A 19,011-nucleotide genomic window follows, 5' to 3' on the forward strand; every position below is an offset into this window, starting at 1 on the left:
GTGGACGATTACCAGCAGACGATACGCCTCTTGTCCGATCGCATAGTGCTGGCGCAAACGCCGATCCGCGTACTCGATGCGGTCAAATGGGACGACAACATCCGCAATGGTTTCCTCAAGGCCAATGGCAAGGAAATGCCCGCCGTCGACCGCGACTACTACCTCAATCGCCCGCTGTCGTTCGACTCCAGTGCGGTGAAGCTGGAATTCCAGAACATCGAGCGTGATATCACCCGTCAACTGGGCCAGTTCAATCCGGTCGGGCAGATCATGCGGCGCATGTGCAAGGAATACCGCCAGGTAGTGCGCATGCTCGAAGCGCGCGGCACCGAAGATTTCGGTCTGATCTCCCAGGAGCTTTACGGCGCCGCCTCCGATGCCTTCCATGCCGGTGACCCGACGCTGGCCGACCTGGGCCTGATGCTCTCCGACTACCTGAACAACATCGACGGCCGCGGCGACCTCAAGGACGAACCCAAGACCCTGACCGCCAAGGAAGCCGTCCACCTGCTGCAAACCCGTCTGAACAAGGTCTTCGGCGAGGCCGAGGAAACCATTCGGGTGTTCGAGTCCGACGGGATCGTCGCCGATGCGGCGGCCGGTGCCGACTACATCAAGATCCGCGCCGATGCGATGTTCAACGACCGTGACGTGCGCGCCCTGGAAGTCCATGAAGGGCTGGTGCATGTGGGCACTACCCTCAATGGTCTGAACCAGCCGATCTGCACCTTCCTGTCCAAGGGCCCGCCGTCTTCGACCGTGACCCAGGAAGGCCTGGCGATCCTGATGGAAATCATCACCTTCGCCTCCTATCCCAGCCGCCTGCGCAAACTGACCAACCGCACCCGCGCCATTCACATGGTGGAAGAGGGCGCGGACTTCATGCAGATCTTCGAATTCTTCCGCGAACATGGCTTCGATATGGCGCAAAGCTACGGCAACGCCAGCCGGGTGTTCCGCGGCTCGGTGCCTAACGGTCTGCCATTTACCAAAGACTTGTCCTACCTCAAGGGCTTTATCATGGTTTACAACTACATTCAGTTGGCCGTGCGTAAAGGCAAGCTTGAGCAGATACCCTTGCTGTTTTGTGGCAAGACCACCCTGGAGGACATGCGCACCTTACGTCAGTTGGTGGACGAAGGCCTGATCATACCGCCCAAGTATTTGCCGGATCAGTTCCGCGATCTGAATGCCTTGTCGGCCTGGATGTGCTTCTCCAACTTCCTCAATCATCTGAGCCTGGACCGGATCGAGGCGGATTACTCGAATATCCTGTAACAGTTACGTCTGCCGGTGGACAGGCTTTTGTGGCGAGGGAGCTTGCTCCCGCTCGGTTGCGCAGCAGCCGCAAAACCTGTGAATACGGTGAGTCAGATAAAACGCGATTGCAGATTTTGGGACTGCTTCGCAGTCCAGCGGGAGCAAGCTCCCTCGCCACAAGTCTGCATAAGGCCAAAGAATTTCAACATTCAACGCGAGGTTTCAATCGGATGAGAATCCTCGGCATCATCAGTCTGTTACTGGCCTTGAGCGGTTGCAGCTCCTTGCTGTTCTATCCTGAACCCGGCCAGCCATTCACTCCGCAAAAGGCCAGGCTGCAATACCGTGACGTCACGCTGATCACTGCCGACGGCCTCAAGCTGCACGGTTGGTGGCTGCCGGCCAAGGCTGGCGTGGCGGTCAAGGGCACCGTGCTGCATCTGCACGGCAATGGTGGCAACCTGGCCTGGCATCTGGGCGCCAGTTGGTGGCTGCCGGAGCAGGGCTATCAGGTGTTGCTGGTGGACTATCGGGGGTATGGCCTCTCTGAAGGGAAACCGCAATTACCGGAGATTTATCAGGACATTGACGCGGCGTTCAAATGGCTGGACAGCGCCCCCGAGGTGCAAGGAAAACCGCTGGTGGTCCTTGGCCAGAGCCTCGGCGGTGCGCTGGCCGTGCACTATCTGGTCAAACATCCCGAGCGCCAACGCCAGCTCAAAGCGATCGTTCTCGACGGCGTGCCCGCCAGTTACCGTGATGTCGGACGCTACGGCTTGAGTACCTACTGGCTGACCTGGCTGTTCCAGGTGCCGTTGTCCTGGCTGGTGCCGGACGACGACAGCGCAATCAGCGCCATGGCGCAGCTCAACGCTGTGCCGAAACTGATCTACCACAGCATCGATGATCCGCTGGTGCCTCTTTCCAACGGCATCCGTCTGTATCAAGCTGCGCCCCCACCGCGGGTGCTGCAACTGACCCGTGGCGGCCATGTACAGACCTTGGCCGACCCGGTCTGGCGCAAAGTCATGCTGCGCTATCTTGATGATCCGCAGCATTTCAACGGCCTGCGCCGGCTGGGCGAAATCCCGAATTACCCGCAACCCCCGAATTCAGAAGTTGAACCTCCAGAGAGTCCGCAATGAGTGAAGAACGCAACGCCATCCCCCTGATCATCACCGGTATCTGCAGCATCCTCGGCACCGTCGGGGCCTTGTGGTTCTACGGTTACCTGCACTTCGCCAAACCGGAAGATGCGCTGCTGCTGAGCGACTTCACCATGGTCAAGACCCAGCCGGGCGAGGATTACAAAGTATCGCTGGAACCCGCTGCACAAGTGGCACAGTGCATTGATGGCGTGCTGGTGCTGTTCGACACCGGGCAGAAGGGTTTGACCGGCGTACTGGTCAATAGCAAGAAGAAAGCGGTGCGCTGCATGGGCCAGGAAACGCCACAAAAACTGGAGCAGTAACTCAATCTCCCGCACCAAATTAACGTCGTGCACAAGTACTGTGGGAGCGAGCTTGCTCGCGATGGCGTCATCTGGCGCGACATCGACTGCGCGCCTTACACCGCTATCGCGAGCAATCGAGCGTCGACCGGCTGCTCCCACACTCAGGCGGTTTTCCAGGTGATCTCTTCTTCACCATCGGCGCTGATCCGAATCCAGCGATCCGCCGACTCCTCACCTTCTTCTTCGACCCAGCTACCCGGTGCGCAGCGCACTTCCACGTTCAGCGCGGCGAACGCGGCGCGGGCGCAGGCGATGTCGTCGTCCCAAGGGGTCTGGTCGCTGTCCAGGTGCAGGCTGTTCCACTTGCCGACGGCCTTGGGCAGCCAGGTCACCGGCACATTGCCGGCCTTGCATTTGTAGGTCTGGCCTTTCTGTACCCAGTCGGTGCAAGGGCCCAGAGCCGTGCCGAGCCAGGCCGCGATGGCCTTGTAGTCGACGTCGGCGTCTTTCAGGTAAATCTCGATATCGGGTTGGCGCATGGATGTCCTCACTGCGGGTCTGAAAAATCCATTCGCGGATTTAGTCGGCCTCAAACTATGCTCAAGGCCATGAATTAAGGGGTTATTGAAGCACGAAGTAATCGTAGCGCATCGACACGCTGACCTCGAACGGCTCGACCTGTTCGATGACATTCGCCCGGCGTTCGGCACTGGCGCGCCAGCCGTGGGGGGTCATGGCCAACAGGTTGGCGCGGTCCTGACCACTGGCCAGGCTCAGCTTGAAGTCCAGGGTTTCGCTGTGTTGCAGCTGCATGCCTTCGGGCACCAGCGCCAGATGCTTGTCGTCGGTGTACTCGCGGACCTCGTCATACAGGCGCTCGCGCAATTCCATCAGATGGCCGCTGGTCGGCCCGACTTTCATCAAGCCGCCACCAGGGCTGAGCAGGCGCTTGGCTTCCTGCCAGTCCAAGGGGCTGAAAACGCTGGCGAGGAACTGGCAGCTGGCATCGGCCAGCGGCACACGGGCCATGCTGGCGATCAACCAGGTCAGCTGCGGATTGCGCCGGCAGGCGCGCTTCACTGCTTCGCGGGAGATGTCCAGCGCGTAGCCCTCGGCGTTCGGCAGGGCTTCGGCGATTTGCGCGGTGTAGTAACCCTCGCCACAGCCGATATCCAGCCAGCGCTGGGGCGCACGTTCGGCGGCCAGTTCGGCAAGGCGTCTGGCGACTGGCGCGTAATGGCCGGCGTTGAGGAAATCACGCCGGGCTTCGACCATCGCCTGGTTGTCGCCGGGATCACGGCTGTTCTTGTGCTGCACCGGCAGCAGGTTCAGATACCCCTGACGCGCGCGGTCGAAGCGGTGCCCGACCGGGCAGGCCACGCCATTGTCGACCGCGCTCAGCGGCGCGGTGCAGATAGGGCAGGTGAGCATCAGGCGAGCAACTTGATCAGGGTCTGGTAGTAGATTTCGGTCAGCACATCGAGGTCGCTGGCAAGCACACGCTCATTGACCTGGTGAATCGTTGCGTTGACCGGGCCCAGTTCGACCACTTGGGTGCCCATGGTCGCAATGAAGCGCCCGTCGGACGTGCCGCCACTGGTGGACGCCTTGGTTTCACGGCCGGTAATGGCCTTGATGCTGTCCGCGACGGCATCGAGTAGCGCACCCGGTTCGGTGAGGAACGGCAGGCCGGACAGCGCCCACTCCACATGCCAGTCCAGGCCATGCTTGTCGAGGATATCGGCAACCCGCTGTTGCAGGCCTTCGACGGTCGACTCAGTGGAGAACCGGAAGTTGAACACGGCGACCAGATCACCGGGGATCACGTTGGTCGCGCCGGTGCCGGAATTCAGGTTGGAAATCTGGAAACTGGTCGGCGGGAAGAAGCTGTTGCCGTGGTCCCAATGTTCGGCGGCAAGTTCCGCCAGTGCCGGGGCGGCGAGGTGGATCGGGTTCTTCGCCAGGTGCGGATAGGCCACGTGGCCTTGCACACCGCGCACGGTGAGCTTGGCGCCGAGGGAGCCGCGACGACCGTTTTTCACCACGTCACCGACCAGCGTGGTACTCGACGGCTCGCCGACGATGCACCAGTCCAGGCGCTCCTTGCGGGCAACCAGACGCTCGATCACGGCTTTGGTGCCGTGATGGGCCGGGCCTTCTTCGTCACTGGTGATCAGGAAGGCGACCTTGCCTTTGTGATCCGGATAGTCGGCGACGAAACGCTCGGCCGCCACGGTCATGGCCGCGAGGCTGCCTTTCATGTCCGCCGCGCCACGGCCGCAAAGCATGCCGTGTTCGTCGATCAGCGCATCGAACGGATCGGTCTGCCAGGCTTGCACCGGGCCGGTCGGGACCACGTCGGTGTGGCCGGCGAAGCACAGCACCGGGCCTTCGTGTTTGCCATGGGTCGCCCAGAAGTTATCCACATCCTCAATGCGCATTGGCTCCAGCTTGAAGCCGGCATCGCCCAGGCGCTGCATCATCAGCTTCTGGCAATCGGCATCGATCGGCGTCACCGACGGACGGCGAATCAGATCACAGGCGAGTTGAAGGGTCGGCGAAAGGTCGGCGTGGGCCGTCATGGAAAGCTCCGAAAACTGTAAATGTGGGAGCGAGCTTGCTCGCGAAGACGGACTGACAGTCAACATAGATGTTGAATGTGACGGACTCATCGCGAGCAGGCTCGCTCCCACAGGTATTGGGTCAGGCCATTGAGCTCAAGGCCTACAAAATGGCGGATATCTTAAAGCAAAACGGCGGCCATTGGCCGCCGATTAGTGCTTCTGTATTGATTTAGACGGCCGGTGCGTGCTCAGTCTCGGTCGAAGGTTTCGGCAGCGACGACAGGAACGCCATGATCAGCGCCGCCAGATACGGCAGCGACTGCACCAGCAACATGGTCACCCAGAAGCGTATGTCGTTGCTCGGCAGACCCTGCACCAGGCAGATGCCCAGCGCCGCGCCCCACAACAGCAGCATGATGAACATCTCTTCGCGGGCTTCCGAGATCGCCACCCAAAAGCCGTGATTGTCGGCATTTTTCGGAGTGCGGAAGAACGGAATGCTGCTGGTGAAGAAGCCGTACAACACCGCTTTGGCGATGGTGTGAGACAACGCCAGACCGGCCAGTGCCGCCGCGAATGCATCCTTCATGTCGACCCCGACCGCACGACGGTAGAGGAAGATGATCTTGCCGACCTTGAACACGAACAACGCCAATGGCGGGATCGCGAAGATCAACAGTGGCGGGTCGACCCGTTGCGGCACGATGATCATCGCCGCCGACCACAGCAGGGCGCCGACAGTGAAGAAGATGTTCATGCCATCTGCAACCCACGGCAACCAGCCCGCAAGGAAGTGATAGCGTTGGCCACGGGTCAGCTCGGTGTCTTTACCGCGCAACAGGCTGGCAGTGTGACGCTTGATGATCTGAATCGCTCCGTAGGCCCAGCGGAAGCGCTGTTTCTTGAAGTCGATAAAGGTATCGGGCATCAAACCTTTGCCATAGCTGTCGTGGTAATACGCAGCCGACAGGCCTTTTTCGAAGATCCGCAGACCCAATTCGGCGTCTTCACAGATGCACCAGTCGGCCCAGCCCAGCTCTTCGAGCACCGAACGACGGGTCATGGTCATGGTGCCGTGCTGGATGATCGCGTCGCGGTCGTTGCGGGTGACCATGCCGATGTGGAAGAAGCCTTTGTATTCCGAGTAGCAGAGCTTCTTGAAGGTGCTTTCGTTCTGGTCGCGATAATCCTGCGGTGACTGCACCACGGCGATTTTCGGGTCGGCGAAGTGCGGCACCATGTGTTTGAGCCAGTTCGGCTCGACGCAGTAATCGGAGTCGATCACCGCGATGACTTCGGCGTCCGGTGCAGTGTGCGGAATCAGGTAATTCAGCGCACCGCCCTTGAAGCCGGCCAGTGGCGCGACGTGGAAGAACTTGAAGCGCGGGCCGAGGGTTTCGCAGTAGGCCTGCACCGGTTCCCAGACGGCCGGGTCCTTGGTGTTGTTGTCGATGATCAGGACTTCGAAGTCCGGATAGTCGAGGTTGGCCAGCGCATCGAGGGTCTGTTTGACCATCTCTGGCGGCTCGTTGTAGCAGGGCACATGAATCGAGACTTTTGGACGGTAGTCGGAATCGCCCACCACCGGCAGGAATTCGCGCCGGCGTTTGTGGGTCCAGACCGCCTCGGCCAGTTCGTGGGCCTCGGTCAGCAACACGATAAACACCCCGAGCGCCCCGAGGGCGAGCAAGAAGCCCACCGTCAGGCTGAACCAGGTGCTGTATTGCTGGCTGTAGTCATAGCCGATCCACACCAGCACCGAACCGCAAAGGAATGCGATAAAGGTCAGGAAGGTACGACCGCGCTGACGCAGCGCCGAGCCGTCGATCAACAGCAGGGCCAGCGAGAGCATCGCCAGAACCGCCGAGCCGATGGCCAGTACGCGCCACTGCGGGATCGCGACGACAGGGCCTTCGAAGTTGAATTTCTGCTGGCGTGCGGCGTTGAAAACGCCCCAGTAGGCGCCGACCGAGCCTTCGTCACTGGCCTTCCACGGTTGGTCGAAGGCTTCGATCACGAAGTAGTTGAAGCCCTGGCGGTTGAGCTTGTTGACCAGCGTGCGCAGGTAGATCGCCTGATCGGCCGGGCTGGCATCGGTACCGCCACGCATGCGGCCGTTACTCGGCCAGCCCACCTCGGACAGCAGCAGCGGCTTTTTCGGGAACATCTTTTTCAGGTCCCGTGCACGGTCGAGAACGAACTGACCGGCTTTGTCTACCGGGACGTATTCCCAATAGGGCAGGACGTGGGCCGCGATCAGATCGACGTGCTTGGCCAGCTCAGGATGTTCTTGCCAGACGTGCCACTGCTCGGACGTGGTGACCGGAACCTTGACGGCGGCGCGTACGCGATCAAGCAGAACGCTCAGTTCCTTGGCGGTGATTTCCTTACGGAAAATCGCTTCGTTGCCCACGACAACCCGCACAACACTGCGCGAGCTATTGGCAATTTCGATGGCCCGGGTGATTTCGCGCTCGTTACGCTCTTGATCCGGGCTGATCCAGATCCCCAGAGTGACCCGCAGGCCGAACTCTTCAGCCAGCTTGGGGATGTTCTCAAGGGGGCCGTCGACCGAGTAGGTACGGATGTTGTCGGTCAGCTTGCTCATGATCTCCAGATCACGACGCATTTCATCGTCGGATGGATACTGCTCTTTTTGTGGGTACTGCCCTTGCTGGAACGGCGAGTACGAAAAGCCGGAGATCTGTTCAGGCCAGTTGGGGGCCGAGACCGGGCGATTGACCAGCGCCCAGAAGCCGGTGAACAGCGCGGCGATTGCCAGAACCACCACCAGGTTGAGTCCAAATTTACGCGATGACATAGCTATTTCGGGTTCCAAAAGGTGTGGAACGAGGGAACGGTTGGCGTGCGCCAAGGGGCGCGCATCCTACACTGGCCTTCAGCTGATCGTACAGCGGACAGCAGAATGGCCGGACATTGGGCAACCCAAGTCCGATTAAGTTCTTTACCGGCTGCGTTGTAGCTTAAATCGCAGTGATATGTAGTCTATTTAAGCAGGCTTGGCCGCCGTTCATAGCGCAAAGATGCTCTTCGCCGACGCCGGCCCTATAATGCGCGCCGGTTTTTAGGGTAATGGTCATGAGTTCAGAAGATCCGCGGTTTGCTGGCGTCGCCCGTTTGTATGGCATCGAAGGTCTTGCGCGCTTGCGTGCGGCCCATGTGGCGATCGTCGGGGTCGGCGGAGTCGGCTCCTGGGCGGCGGAAGCCGTTGCCCGTTGCGGGGTCGGCGAAATCTCGTTGTTCGACCTGGACGATGTCTGCGTCAGCAACAGCAATCGTCAGTTGCATGCATTGGACAGCACCGTCGGCCAGGCCAAGGTCGAGGTGATGGCTGAGCGCTTGCGTGGGATCAACCCTGATTGCACGGTGCATCCGGTGGCCGACTTCGTCACTCGCGAGACCATGGCCGAATACATCACGCCAGACATCGATTGCGTGATCGACTGCATCGACAGCGTCAACGCCAAGGCCGCGCTGATCGCCTGGTGCAAACGCCGCAAGATCCAGATCATCACCACTGGCGGTGCTGGCGGGCAGATCGACCCGACGCTGATTCAGGTCTGTGACCTCAATCGGACTTTCAATGATCCGCTGGCCTCGAAAGTGCGCTCGACCTTGCGTCGTGACTATGGCTTCTCCCGCACCGTGACCCGCCATTACAGCGTGCCTTGCGTATTCTCCACCGAGCAGCTGCGCTACCCGAAACCGGACGGCAGCATTTGCCTGCAGAAGAGTTTTGTCGGCGACGGCGTGAAGCTCGATTGCGCCGGCGGCTTTGGCGCAGTGATGATGGTCACGGCGACCTTCGGCATGGTCGCCGCGACCAAGGCTGTGGACAAGATCGTAGCCGGCGTGCGGCGGCCGGCGGATCGGGTCAAGCCTGTGGTTTAAGGGTTGCTGCTGATGGCCCCTTCGCGAGCAAGCTCGCTCCCACACTTGATCTCCATTGGCTGCAGAATTTGCATCCAACACAAATCCCTGTGGGAGCGAGCTTGCTCGCGATGAGGCCCTGACTGACACCGCAGATCTAGTACCCTGCCAACTCCCGCATGCGCTGCAAGACGGCATTCAACCCATTGCTGCGCGACGGCGACAGCTGGCGGCTCAGCCCAAGTTGATTGAACCAGTCCGGCAAATCCACCTGTTGCAGCTCCGCAGCAGACAACCCATTGACCCGCGCCAGCAGCAGCGCCACCAAGCCACGAATCAACCGCGCATCGCTGCTGGCGGCGAATTGCCAGTGGCCATCCTGCAATGTACCGATCAACCAGACCTGGCTTTCACAGCCATGCACCCGGTTGGCATCGATCTTGTCCACGTCGCTCAAGGCTGGCAAGCGATCGCCCCACTGCATCAGCAGGCGTGCTCGCTGTTCCCATCCGGCGGCGGCCTGGAAGGTTTCCAGCGCCGTCAGCGCTTCGGCGGGCAGATTCATCGCAGCAGCTCCAGGGCTTGATCGAGGGCTTCGAAGAAGCGTTCGAGGTCTTCGGAGTCGTTGTACAGCGCCAGAGACACCCGAATCGCTCCCGGCAGGGCGAAGCTTTTCAGCAGCGGCATTGCACAATGATGGCCAGCACGCACGGCAATGCCCTGCTCGGTCAGCAAGTGCGCAAGGTCCGAGTTGTGTACGCCCTCGACGACAAAACTGGCCAGCGCCACCTGCGGTTTACCCAGCAAGCGAATGCCTTTGCGCGCGAGCAGGCCGTGCAGCAGATAGGCATGCAATGCGGCCTCATGGGCATTCACCGCTTGCTGATCGAGTCCGTTTAGGTAATCGAGGGTCGCGCCAAGACCGATCACACTGGCAATCGGCGGTGTTCCTGCTTCGAAGCCGAGCGGGGCGGGGCGGAAGGAGGCATGTTGATAGTCCGCGTTCTGCACCATTTCACCACCGAACTGCCAGTGGCGCAGTTGGCGCAGCGCCTCATTGCGGCCATAAAGCACGCCGAGGCCGTCCGGCCCGTAGAGCTTGTGGCTGGAAAAGACATAGAAATCGCAGCCCAACGCCTGCACATCGTGGCGCCCGTGAACGACGCCTTGAGCGCCATCGACCACGGTCAAGGCCTCATGGGCCTTGGCCATCGCCAACAGCGCCGACAACGGCTGCCAGGCGCCGAGTACGTTGGACAACTGGCTGACCGCCAGCAGTCGTGTACGCGGGCCGATCAGGCTGGCCGCGGCGTCGAGATCGATCAGGCCATCGGCATCCAGTGGCAAGACTATCAGCTCAAGGTCGCGACGCAGGGCCAGCTGTTGCCAGGGCAGCAGGTTGGCATGGTGTTCCAGGGCGCTGATGACAATCTCATCGCCCGGATTGAATTGGTGTTCCAGGCCATAGGCCAGGAGATTCAGCGCGGAAGTCGCGCCGTGGGTAAAAATGATCTGCCCGCTGTCGCCGGCATTCAACCACTGGGCAACCTTGCTGCGACTGTCTTCGAACGCCTGGGTGGCGTGCGCACCGGGCAGGTGTTGGGCCCGATGTACATTGGCTGCGCCGTTGGCGTAGTAGTGCGTCAGGGCGTCCAGCAACGCTTGGGGTTTCTGAGTGGTGGCGGCGTTGTCCAGATAGGTCTGGTCTTGCCGTTGCAGAGCGGCGATGGCCGGAAAATCGGCGCGCCAGGGAGAGGGCACAAGCATGGTGGTCAAGACTCGTTTGAGCAGGCCGGGCGCTGATGATACGCGCCCGGCCGCTCTACTAACATCGAGTCGCTGCTTAGTTGTGAGCGTGCAGCGCTTCGTTCAGTTCGATGGCCGATTTGTGGGTTTTGCACTCCACGGCACCGGTCTGCGAATTGCGGCGGAACAACAGGTCAGGCTGACCGGCCAGTTCACGGGCCTTGACGACTTTGACCAGCTCGTTGTTCTCGTCGAGCAACGCCACTTTGGTCCCGGCAGTCACGTACAGGCCGGACTCAACGGTGTTGCGGTCGCCCAACGGAATGCCGATACCGGCGTTGGCGCCGATCAGGCAGCCTTCGCCAACCTTGATGATGATGTTGCCGCCACCGGACAGGGTGCCCATGGTCGAGCAGCCGCCGCCCAGGTCCGAACCCTTGCCGACGAAGACGCCTGCCGAGACACGGCCTTCGATCATGCCCGGGCCTTCGGTGCCGGCGTTGAAGTTGACGAAACCTTCATGCATCACGGTAGTGCCTTCGCCCACGTAGGCGCCCAGACGGATACGTGCCGCGTCAGCGATACGCACGCCGGCCGGAACCACGTAGTCGGTCATTTTCGGGAATTTGTCCACCGAGAACACTTCCAGCAGCTCGCCGCGCAGACGGGCTTCGAGTTGATGCTCGGCCAGTTCGGCGAGGTCGATCGCGCCCTGGCTGGTCCAGGCCACGTTCGGCAGCAGCGGGAAAATGCCGGCCAGGCTCAGGCCGTGAGGCTTGACCAAACGATGGGACAGCAGGTGCAGCTTGAGGTAGGCCTCAGGCGTGGAGCTCAGTTGTGTGTCTTCTGCCAGCAAGGTGGCGACCAGCGGCTTGTGGCTCTCGGCCAGACGGGTCAGCAACGCAGCTTGAGCGGCATCGATGCTTTTCAGGGCTTCGGCCAGTTGCGCTGCTTGAGCGGTACTGAAGGCGATGGCCTGATTGCCTTCGGTGTAACCCAAAACAGGCGCAATGGCAGCCACCAGTTCGGCCGATGGATTGAGCAACGGCTGGGCGTAGAACACTTCCAGCCAGGTGCCTTGACGATTCTGGGTGCCGACACCGAATGCCAGGCTGAATAGAGTAGTGGACATGCAGTTACCTCTTACAAAAATGAACGGGCAGACTTAATTGAATGCCGCCGCGTAGATATCTGGCTTGAAGCCAATCAGGGTTCTGCTACCGAGATCGAGCACCGGGCGCTTGATCATCGAAGGTTGTGCGAGCATCAGTTCGATGGCTTTCGCTTGATCGAGATCGGCTTTGCGTTCGTCGTCGAGTTTGCGAAAGGTCGTGCCTGCACGGTTCAACACCACTTGCCAGCCGTGCTCGTTGCACCACTGGATCAGATGCTCACGGTCGATTCCGACCGTTTTGTAATCATGAAAGTCATAGCTGACAGCGTTTTCATCGAGCCAGGTGCGCGCCTTTTTCATGGTGTCGCAGGCTTTGATGCCGAAAAGGTGCAACGTTTTGCTTGAAGCGGTCAAGGAATTGCCTCCTTTGCAGGTGCTGGAAACGAAAGGTGACGGATTATGCCATGACCGGGCGGTTTAGGCGCCGGCTGCGGCCGGGCTTTGTTGCACTGTGTTACCGCTACCGGGCCAGCTGCGACTTTCGTGCAGTGCTCGGGCGGCAGCTTAAGCGACTAATATGGCACTTCAATGGCGATTGTTGCCTGATGTGTGCCATTAGCAGTCGATTGATGACGCGGTCGACCTGATGGACCGCAGCGTCTGCTTTGCGGGCAAGCCCGGCTCCCACAGGGATAGGCGATCTAATGTGGGAGCGTGGCTTGCCCGCGAAGAACGATGACGCGGTTGGCCTGGTGGACCGCAGCGTCTGCTTCGCGGGCAAGCCGGATCGCCGCACCGCCGCTCCCACAGGGATGAGATTACTGGCGGGCTCGAATGAAATTGCGAATCCGCGTTGCCGCTTCAACACATTCCGCTAATGGCGCTACAAGTGCCAGCCGTACACGTCCGGCCCCCGGATTAAAGCCATCGACTTCACGGGACAGATAGGAGCCCGGCACCACGGTCACGTGTTCTTCAGCGAACAGTTCGCGGCAGAACGCGGCATCATCACCTTCAACATTCGGCCACAGATAGAAGCCACCATCCGGGCGTTGCACGTCGAGTACCGGGCTCAGAATATCCAGTACTGCATCGAACTTTTCCCGATACAGCGTGCGGTTGGCGCGCACATGTTCTTCGTCGTTCCAGGCTGCAATGCTGGCCAGCTGGGTCTGAACCGGCATGGCGCAACCGTGGTAGGTGCGATAGAGCAGAAACGCCTTGAGGATCTCGGCGTCACCGGCGACAAAACCAGAGCGCAGGCCCGGCAGGTTGGAGCGCTTGGAGAGACTGTGGAACACCACGCAGCGCTTGAAATCCTTGCGACCCAATTCGACACAGGCGCTGAGCAGGCCTGGGGGAGGCGTTTGTTCGTCGAAGTACAGCTCGCTGTAGCACTCGTCGGCAGCGATCACGAAGTCGTATTCGTCGGCCAGGGCGATCAGTTTTTTCAGGGTATCGACCGGGATCAGTGCGCCGGTCGGGTTGCCCGGCGAGCACAGGAACAGGATCTGGCAGCGCTTCCAGATGTCCGGCGAAACAGCGTCGAAATCCGGGTTGAAGCCGTTTTCATCCAGGCATGGCAAGTAGTGCGGCTTGGCCCCGGCGAGGAACGCCGCACCTTCGTAGATTTGATAGAACGGGTTCGGGCTGATCACCAGTGCTTCATCGCTGCGGTTGACCACGGTCTGGGTGAACGCGAACAGCGCCTCGCGCGTACCGTTGACCGGCAGAATGTTGCGCGCCGGATCGAGCCAGCCGTTGGGAACGCTGAAACGGCGTTCGCACCAATGAGCAATCGCTTCGCGCAGAGCCGGGATGCCCAGAGTGGTCGGGTAAACCGCCATCTTATCCAGGTTGCTGGCCAGGGCTTGCGCCACAAAGTCTGGCGAGCGGTGTTTCGGTTCACCGATGGACAGGGCGATCGGGCGCTTGTCGGCGTCCGGCTGGACGCTGCCAAGCAGGGCGCGGAGTTTCTCGAACGGGTAGGGTTGCAACTGGTCAAGAGCGTTGTTCATGGGGGCCTCTTTTAATGTGGGAGCGAGCCTGCTCGCGAAAGCGGTGTTTCAGTCAACATTGATGTTGAAGCTGACGGCCTCTTCGCGAGCAGGCTCGCTCCCACAGGGAAAGTTGGTTAATTCAGATACTTAGGCGCGTCAGTTCGATAGGGGGTTCGTGGCTGTCGCTCAGTTGCTCGACGATGGCGTCCTGCAAGCGGCTGCACAGCTGTGGGTCGGACAGCGGCTGGTTGTTTGCGTCGGTGATGAAAAATACGTCTTCCACTCGTTCGCCGAGGGTGGCGATCTTGGCGTTCTGCAGCGACAGGTCGAACTCGAGGAAGATCGTTCCGATCCGTGCCAGCAGGCCCGGCCGGTCCGGTGCGCTCAGTTCGAGAACGGTGACCGGACGCTGGGCGTCGTTGTGGATGGTGACCTGTGGCGGGAAAGCGAAGTGCTTGAGCTGGCGTGGCACCCGACGCTGGATGATGGTCGGGTAGTCCGCTGGATTGCGCAGGGCTTCGGTCAGCCCGTCGCGGATCTGCTTGACGCGCAGCGGGTTGTCGCCGATCGAGTCGCCATCGGTGTCGAGCACGATATAGGTGTCGAGGGTGAACTGGCTGCTGGAGGTGATAACCCGGGCGTCGTGAATGTTCAGGTTGAGCTGGTCCATCGCCGCCACGGTCACCGCGAAGAAGTCGTGCTGGTCCGGCGCGTAAATGAAAATCTGCGTACCGCCCTCGAATTCCCGTTGGGTAGTTTCCTTGATCAGCACCAAAGGGCCGCCGTCGGCCGGCTGTTGCAGGATCGCATCGCTGTGCCAGGCCACGTCGCCAGCGGTATGACGCAGGAAATAGTCATCGCCCAGTTGCGCCCAGAGCTGTTCGACATCGTCCGGATCGGTGCCGCTGCGCACCAGGATGTCCAGGGCTGCGCTCTGGGTCTGGCGGATTTGCTCTTCGCGGTCCACCGGGTTTTCCAGGCCGCGACGCAAGGCGCGTTTGGTCTCGGTGTAGAGCTGGCGCAGCAGGCTGGCCCGCCAGGAGTTCCACAGGGTCGGGTTGGTCGCATTGATGTCGGCGACGGTCAGCACGTACAGGTAGTCGAGCCGGGTCTGATCGACGACGATTTGCGCAAAATCGTGGATGACCTGTGGATCGGAAAGATCCTTGCGTTGGGCAGTGGTCGACATCACCAGGTGATTTTGCACCAGCCAGACAATCAGTCGAGTGTCCCACTGCGGCAGATGATGGCGCGCGCAAAACGCCTCGGCATCCACTGCGCCAATGTCCGAGTGATCGCCATGCCGACCCTTGCCGATGTCGTGATACAGGCCAGCCAGGTAGATCAGCTCGGGTTTGGGCAGCTTGCCCATGAGTTTGCTGGCCAGCGGGAATTTCTCGGAAACCTGGGTGTACTGCAGTTTGCGCAGGTGTTTGATCAGGTTCAGGGTGTGGGCGTCGACGGTGTAGATATGGAACAGGTCATGCTGCATCTGGCCGACGATAAAGCCGAACTCCGGCAGATAACGCCCGAGTATGCCGTACCGGTTCATCCGTCGCAGATTGCGGTGGATGCCGATCTCGCACTTGAACAATTCGATGAACAGGCTGGTATTGCGCAGGTCATTGCGGAAATCGTCGTCGATCAAATGCCGGTTTTCCCGCAGCAAACGCACGGTATCGGCGCGAACCCCTTTGATCTCCGGGTGCTGAGCCATCAGCAGGAAGATCTCCAGCATGGCGAAAGGCGTGCGCTTGAAGACGTTGACGTGGGTGACTTCGATGTAGCCGTCATGCAGCTGGAAGCGCGAGTTGAGCGGTTGCGGTGGCGCATCATCTTCCGGCGCGAGAATGATTTCCTCGAAGTGCTGGATGATCAGGTCGCTGAGTTGGGCAATGCTCATGACCACTCGGTAATACTGCTGCATGAAGCTTTCGATGGCTTGCTTGGCGTCCTCGCCCCCGAAGCCCAGTAGCCCGGCGATAGAGCGTTGGTGATCGAACAGCAGACGGTCTTCGGAACGGCCGGCCAGCATGTGCAAGGCGTAACGGACCTTCCACAAAAACTCCTGGGAAGACGCCAGCAGCTCGTTCTCGCTCTCTACCAGGAAGCCTTCGCCAGCCAGCGCGCGCAGATTCAGCGTGCCGTATTGGCGGCGGGCTACCCAGAGCAGGGTCTGAATATCCCGCAGGCCACCAGGCGAGCCTTTGACGTTGGGTTCAAGGTTGTATTCGGTGTCGTTGTACTTGTGGTGGCGAGCCTTTTGCTCGGCGCGCTTGGCCAGGAAGAAATCCTTGCTCGGCCACATGTGAGCGGTGCTGGTGACCTCCAGCATGCGCTGGCGCAACCGCTCGGGGCCGGTAATGGTGCGGCTTTCCATCAGGTTGGTAACGACCGTCAGGTCGGCGCGGGCTTCTTCGGCACATTCGTCCACCGAACGCACGCTTTGCCCGACTTCCAGGCCGATGTCCCACAGCAGCGTCAGAAACCGCTCGATGGAATCGCGGAAAATCTCGTGATCGGCGCTGTCGAGCAGGATCAGCAGATCAATGTCGGAGTAGGGGTGCAGCTCACCGCGACCGTAACCGCCGACCGCGACCAGCGCGATATCGGCCTCGAAGCTCCAGTTGAACTGCTCCCAGGCCTTTTGCAGGATGTTATCGACGAACCAGGCGCGATCCTCGATCAGTCGGCGGATATCCCGCCCGCTGCGAAAGCGTTCGTCAAGCACCTCGCGGGCCTGGCGGATAGCCTTCTTGAAGGCCGCAATAGGGCTTGCCTTCAAGGCCAGTTCCGCCTGGAACTGGCCGCGGTCGAAGAGTTCGGGATCCACCTGCGGCATCGATTGGCTTTCCTTTCTTTCTATAGGTACGAACAGAACAGGGCGGATCAGGCCGAAACGCGAGGGATGGTGTCATCGCGGCGCAATGTGAAGATCTCGTAGCCAGTAGCGGTCACCAACAGGGTGTGTTCCCACTGGGCGGAAAGCTTGCGGTCCTTGGTGATCGCGGTCCAGCCGTCGCCGAGAACCTTGGTGTCGGCTTTGCCCTGGTTGATCATCGGCTCGATGGTGAAGGTCATGCCTTCTTTCAGTTCCATCCCGGTGCCGGCACGACCGTAGTGCAGGATTTGCGGCTCTTCGTGGAACACTTTGCCGATACCGTGACCACAGAACTCGCGAACCACTGAGAAACCGTTCTTCTCGGCGTGTTTCTGGATGACTTCACCAATGTCGCCGAGGCGGCAGCCCGGTTTGACCAGTTCGATGGCCTTGTACATGCATTCCTGGGTGACTTGCGACAGGCGCTCGGCCCAGACAGGTACGGTGCCGACATGGAACATCCGGCTGGTGTCGCCGTGATAGCCGTCTTTGATGACGGTGACATCGATGTTCAGGGTGTCGCCATCCTTGAGCGGCTTCTCGTTCGGGATGCCGTGGCAGACCACGTGGTTGATCGAGGTGCAGATCGACTTCGGGAAGCCCTTGTAGTTGAGGGGGGCAGGGATAGCCTTCTGTTCATTGACGATATAGTCGTGGCAGATGCGGTCCAGCTCGTCAGTGGTGACGCCGGGTTTGACGTAGTCGGCGATCATTTCCAGCACATCGGCGGCCAGTTTGCCGGCGACACGCATTTTTGCGATGTCCTCTGGGGTCTTGAGGGTGACGGTCATACAGGCTCTCTAGGCGCACAATGGCGCTATGAATACGGAAGATGGATTGCGTGACTGAATGTTGCGTCTTCGCAGCCCTAAAAAGACGATTCTAACAGACGATCGGTGCAAATCATGAGCCTCTCGCCTTCGCTTCTCTCTTATAGTAGTGGGGCATTCTGACCCGATTCCAAGGTCAGGGCAAAAGCGGGTGTCGGGAGGTGTTAATCCAGGTTTCGTTTTTCCCTTTCTTATGGTATAAAATGCGCCGCTTTCCGGGGATACCCTGAAAAGCTTAAACCCACACACGTGTCGACACGATGACCTGGGTGCCTTCAGCTCGACGCTGCTGGTTGGTCATTGGGATGCGTGGAGGCCTAACCCGACTTATCAAGGAACTATCATGTCCCAAGTCAACATGCGCGATATGCTGAAAGCCGGTGTCCACTTCGGTCACCAAACCCGTTACTGGAACCCGAAAATGGGTAAATACATTTTCGGCGCACGTAACAAGATCCACATCATCAACCTTGAAAAAACCCTGCCAATGTTCAACGAAGCGCTGACTTTCGTAGAGCGTCTGGCCCAGGGCAAAAACAAGATTCTGTTCGTTGGCACCAAGCGTTCCGCTGGCAAGATCGTTGCTGAAGAAGCAGCACGTTGCGGTTCGCCGTACGTCGATCACCGCTGGTTGGGCGGCATGCTGACCAACTTCAAAACCATCCGTGCCTCCATCAAGCGTCTGCGTGACCTTGAAGTCCAGGCTGAAGACGGTACTTTCGCCAAGCTGACCAAGAAAGAAGCGCTGATGCGCACTCGCGATCTTCAGAAGCTGGATCGTAGCCTGGGTGGTATCAAGGACATGGGCGGTCTGCCTGACGCACTGTTCGTTATCGACGTTGATCACGAGCGCATCGCGATCACCGAAGCCAACAAGCTGGGTATCCCGGTTATCGGCGTTGTCGATACCAACAGCAGCCCGGAAGGCGTTGACTACATCATCCCAGGCAACGATGACGCAATCCGCGCCATCCAGTTGTACATGGGTGCGATGGCTGATGCTGTGATCAAAGGTCGCAACCACGTTGCTGGCGGCACCGAAGTGTTCGTCGAAGACGCTCCAGCAGCAGTAGTTGAAGGCTGAGTAACTAGCGCTTAGCGTTTACTCAGTACGCAAAAAGGGGGCTTGGCCCCCTTTTTGCCACCTCGAAAATCATTTGCTGGACATGCCCTCTGCAGTTTTTGTCATGAGCGGCGGTTACTGATGTTTTCGGGGCAAGAATTGAACGCCCGTTCGATCGGGTGGAATGGTTGAAAACCTATCCAAGAGGA

At 59.9% G+C, this 19,011-nt stretch carries 16 protein-coding genes; 5 read left to right on the top strand and 11 right to left on the bottom strand.

The genetic code is table 11. From position 1 onward, the window contains the following. From AC3I0A_RS05375 to AC3I0A_RS05385, 3 genes are all read left to right on the top strand, one after another. On the top strand, positions 1-1,278 hold the full coding sequence (locus AC3I0A_RS05375) for a flavohemoglobin expression-modulating QEGLA motif protein (RefSeq protein ID WP_489376575.1): 1,278 nt from the start codon (positions 1-3) through the stop codon (positions 1,276-1,278). A 212-nt stretch (positions 1,279-1,490) separates the two neighbouring features. Beyond that, the gene (locus AC3I0A_RS05380; RefSeq protein ID WP_489376576.1) at positions 1,491-2,405 is read left to right on the top strand and encodes an alpha/beta hydrolase; all 915 of its coding nucleotides are present in this window, start codon (positions 1,491-1,493) and stop codon (positions 2,403-2,405) included. Next, the gene (locus tag AC3I0A_RS05385) at positions 2,402-2,731 is read left to right on the top strand and encodes a PA3694 family proteiin (protein ID WP_489376577.1); all 330 of its coding nucleotides are present in this window, start codon (positions 2,402-2,404) and stop codon (positions 2,729-2,731) included. Before AC3I0A_RS05380 ends, AC3I0A_RS05385 begins: the two co-directional genes overlap by 4 nt. Before the next feature lie 143 nt (positions 2,732-2,874). On the opposite strand, the gene AC3I0A_RS05390 is transcribed toward AC3I0A_RS05385, so the two are convergent. The 4 genes from AC3I0A_RS05390 to AC3I0A_RS05405 all read right to left on the bottom strand — a co-directional run bounded on the left by AC3I0A_RS05390 (position 2,875) and on the right by AC3I0A_RS05405 (position 8,098). Beyond that, complete coding sequence (locus tag AC3I0A_RS05390; protein WP_489376578.1) at positions 2,875-3,252, bottom strand: hypothetical protein; 378 nt, start codon at positions 3,250-3,252, stop codon at positions 2,875-2,877. Positions 3,253-3,334: 82 nt separating this feature from the next. Further along, on the bottom strand, positions 3,335-4,144 hold the full coding sequence (locus AC3I0A_RS05395) for a putative RNA methyltransferase (RefSeq protein WP_489376579.1): 810 nt from the start codon (positions 4,142-4,144) through the stop codon (positions 3,335-3,337). Continuing rightward, a complete protein-coding gene (gene dapE / locus AC3I0A_RS05400) occupies positions 4,144-5,295 on the bottom strand; it encodes a succinyl-diaminopimelate desuccinylase (protein ID WP_489376580.1) in 1,152 nt (383 codons plus the stop codon). The genes AC3I0A_RS05395 and dapE overlap by 1 nt, the downstream gene beginning before the upstream one ends. Before the next feature lie 211 nt (positions 5,296-5,506). Further along, entirely contained in the window at positions 5,507-8,098 is a 2,592-nt protein-coding gene (locus AC3I0A_RS05405; RefSeq protein ID WP_489376581.1) for a glycosyltransferase, read from the bottom strand. A 278-nt stretch (positions 8,099-8,376) separates the two neighbouring features. Between AC3I0A_RS05405 and tcdA the strand changes: the two genes are divergently transcribed. Beyond that, on the top strand, positions 8,377-9,189 hold the full coding sequence (gene tcdA / locus AC3I0A_RS05410; protein WP_489376582.1) for a tRNA cyclic N6-threonylcarbamoyladenosine(37) synthase TcdA: 813 nt from the start codon (positions 8,377-8,379) through the stop codon (positions 9,187-9,189). Positions 9,190-9,325: 136 nt separating this feature from the next. Here the strand turns inward: tcdA and AC3I0A_RS05415 are convergent, their stop codons facing one another. The 7 genes from AC3I0A_RS05415 to map all read right to left on the bottom strand — a co-directional run bounded on the left by AC3I0A_RS05415 (position 9,326) and on the right by map (position 17,700). Beyond that, positions 9,326-9,733, bottom strand: a complete 408-nt coding sequence (locus AC3I0A_RS05415) for a SufE family protein (protein ID WP_489376583.1) — start codon at positions 9,731-9,733, stop codon at positions 9,326-9,328. Beyond that, positions 9,730-10,935 carry an aminotransferase class V-fold PLP-dependent enzyme gene (locus AC3I0A_RS05420; protein WP_489376584.1) on the bottom strand — a complete coding sequence of 402 codons (1,206 nt, stop codon included), beginning with the start codon at positions 10,933-10,935 and terminating at the stop codon, positions 9,730-9,732. The genes AC3I0A_RS05415 and AC3I0A_RS05420 overlap by 4 nt, the downstream gene beginning before the upstream one ends. A gap of 76 nt (positions 10,936-11,011) precedes the next feature. Continuing rightward, positions 11,012-12,046 (bottom strand): 2,3,4,5-tetrahydropyridine-2,6-dicarboxylate N-succinyltransferase, encoded by a 1,035-nt coding sequence (dapD, locus tag AC3I0A_RS05425; protein ID WP_489376585.1) that lies wholly within the window; start codon positions 12,044-12,046, stop codon positions 11,012-11,014. A gap of 33 nt (positions 12,047-12,079) precedes the next feature. Then, complete coding sequence (locus AC3I0A_RS05430; RefSeq protein ID WP_489378424.1) at positions 12,080-12,388, bottom strand: arsenate reductase; 309 nt, start codon at positions 12,386-12,388, stop codon at positions 12,080-12,082. A gap of 458 nt (positions 12,389-12,846) precedes the next feature. Further along, positions 12,847-14,046 (bottom strand): succinyldiaminopimelate transaminase, encoded by a 1,200-nt coding sequence (dapC, locus tag AC3I0A_RS05435; protein ID WP_489376586.1) that lies wholly within the window; start codon positions 14,044-14,046, stop codon positions 12,847-12,849. Between the two features lie 121 nt (positions 14,047-14,167). After that, complete coding sequence (locus AC3I0A_RS05440; protein ID WP_489376587.1) at positions 14,168-16,870, bottom strand: [protein-PII] uridylyltransferase; 2,703 nt, start codon at positions 16,868-16,870, stop codon at positions 14,168-14,170. Between the two features lie 47 nt (positions 16,871-16,917). Next, a complete protein-coding gene (gene map / locus AC3I0A_RS05445; RefSeq protein WP_489376588.1) occupies positions 16,918-17,700 on the bottom strand; it encodes a type I methionyl aminopeptidase in 783 nt (260 codons plus the stop codon). Between the two features lie 382 nt (positions 17,701-18,082). Between map and rpsB the strand changes: the two genes are divergently transcribed. Continuing rightward, positions 18,083-18,823 carry a 30S ribosomal protein S2 gene (gene rpsB, locus AC3I0A_RS05450; RefSeq protein WP_489376589.1) on the top strand — a complete coding sequence of 247 codons (741 nt, stop codon included), beginning with the start codon at positions 18,083-18,085 and terminating at the stop codon, positions 18,821-18,823. The last annotated feature ends 188 nt before the right edge of the window (positions 18,824-19,011 follow it).

This window comes from Pseudomonas sp. KH_024_B2, from assembly GCF_057839965.1.

What these genes read in the sequence shown, in the direction of transcription:
- AC3I0A_RS05380 (WP_489376576.1), top strand. Translation starts at nt 1,491, where the DNA reads ATGAGAATCCTCGGCATCATCAGTCTGTTACTGGCCTTGAGCGGTTGC.
- AC3I0A_RS05385 (WP_489376577.1), top strand. Translation starts at nt 2,402, where the DNA reads ATGAGTGAAGAACGCAACGCCATCCCCCTGATCATCACCGGTATCTGC.
- AC3I0A_RS05390 (WP_489376578.1), bottom strand. Translation starts at nt 3,252, where the DNA reads ATGCGCCAACCCGATATCGAGATTTACCTGAAAGACGCCGACGTCGAC.
- AC3I0A_RS05395 (WP_489376579.1), bottom strand. Translation starts at nt 4,144, where the DNA reads ATGCTCACCTGCCCTATCTGCACCGCGCCGCTGAGCGCGGTCGACAAT.
- dapE (WP_489376580.1), bottom strand. Translation starts at nt 5,295, where the DNA reads ATGACGGCCCACGCCGACCTTTCGCCGACCCTTCAACTCGCCTGTGAT.
- AC3I0A_RS05405 (WP_489376581.1), bottom strand. Translation starts at nt 8,098, where the DNA reads ATGTCATCGCGTAAATTTGGACTCAACCTGGTGGTGGTTCTGGCAATC.
- tcdA (WP_489376582.1), top strand. Translation starts at nt 8,377, where the DNA reads ATGAGTTCAGAAGATCCGCGGTTTGCTGGCGTCGCCCGTTTGTATGGC.
- AC3I0A_RS05415 (WP_489376583.1), bottom strand. Translation starts at nt 9,733, where the DNA reads ATGAATCTGCCCGCCGAAGCGCTGACGGCGCTGGAAACCTTCCAGGCC.
- AC3I0A_RS05420 (WP_489376584.1), bottom strand. Translation starts at nt 10,935, where the DNA reads ATGCTTGTGCCCTCTCCCTGGCGCGCCGATTTTCCGGCCATCGCCGCT.
- dapD (WP_489376585.1), bottom strand. Translation starts at nt 12,046, where the DNA reads ATGTCCACTACTCTATTCAGCCTGGCATTCGGTGTCGGCACCCAGAAT.
- AC3I0A_RS05430 (WP_489378424.1), bottom strand. Translation starts at nt 12,388, where the DNA reads ATGAAAAAGGCGCGCACCTGGCTCGATGAAAACGCTGTCAGCTATGAC.
- dapC (WP_489376586.1), bottom strand. Translation starts at nt 14,046, where the DNA reads ATGAACAACGCTCTTGACCAGTTGCAACCCTACCCGTTCGAGAAACTC.
- AC3I0A_RS05440 (WP_489376587.1), bottom strand. Translation starts at nt 16,870, where the DNA reads ATGCCGCAGGTGGATCCCGAACTCTTCGACCGCGGCCAGTTCCAGGCG.
- map (WP_489376588.1), bottom strand. Translation starts at nt 17,700, where the DNA reads ATGACCGTCACCCTCAAGACCCCAGAGGACATCGCAAAAATGCGTGTC.
- rpsB (WP_489376589.1), top strand. Translation starts at nt 18,083, where the DNA reads ATGTCCCAAGTCAACATGCGCGATATGCTGAAAGCCGGTGTCCACTTC.